The sequence below is a fragment of the Dellaglioa sp. CoH-57-MRSF-17 genome (genome assembly GCF_056782015.1).
Window position 1 is genome coordinate 446 of record NZ_JBXAXY010000023.1, and the last position, 254, is coordinate 699.

The following is a 254-nucleotide window of genomic DNA, read 5'->3' on the forward strand; positions in this document are numbered from 1 at the left end:
AAGCACTCCTTGACGTGCGTCACATCGATCAATAGCCCGGCTCACGACGATCATATAAATCTGGATCACGTCGTCAAGCCGCACGTGGTGATTGAAGTCCTTGTACGTGGTCTTCGCGTGCATGATCGCGATCCGCACGTATTTTTCGAGGATCATGTTCTTGAACGAGCGTGCCTTCTCATACCACAACCGCGACTGCTGAATCGTCGAGTACAGAGTTCCACCATGCCGCACACCAAGACTCGTCTCGATCG

Annotated in this window: 1 protein-coding gene; it reads right to left on the reverse strand. The window is 52.8% G+C overall.

The window, feature by feature from the left end; all coding sequences use genetic code 11:
• The coding region (locus AC1RPJ_RS07660; protein ID WP_481762825.1) for a hypothetical protein at positions 1 to 254 on the reverse strand (254 nt) is incomplete at both ends.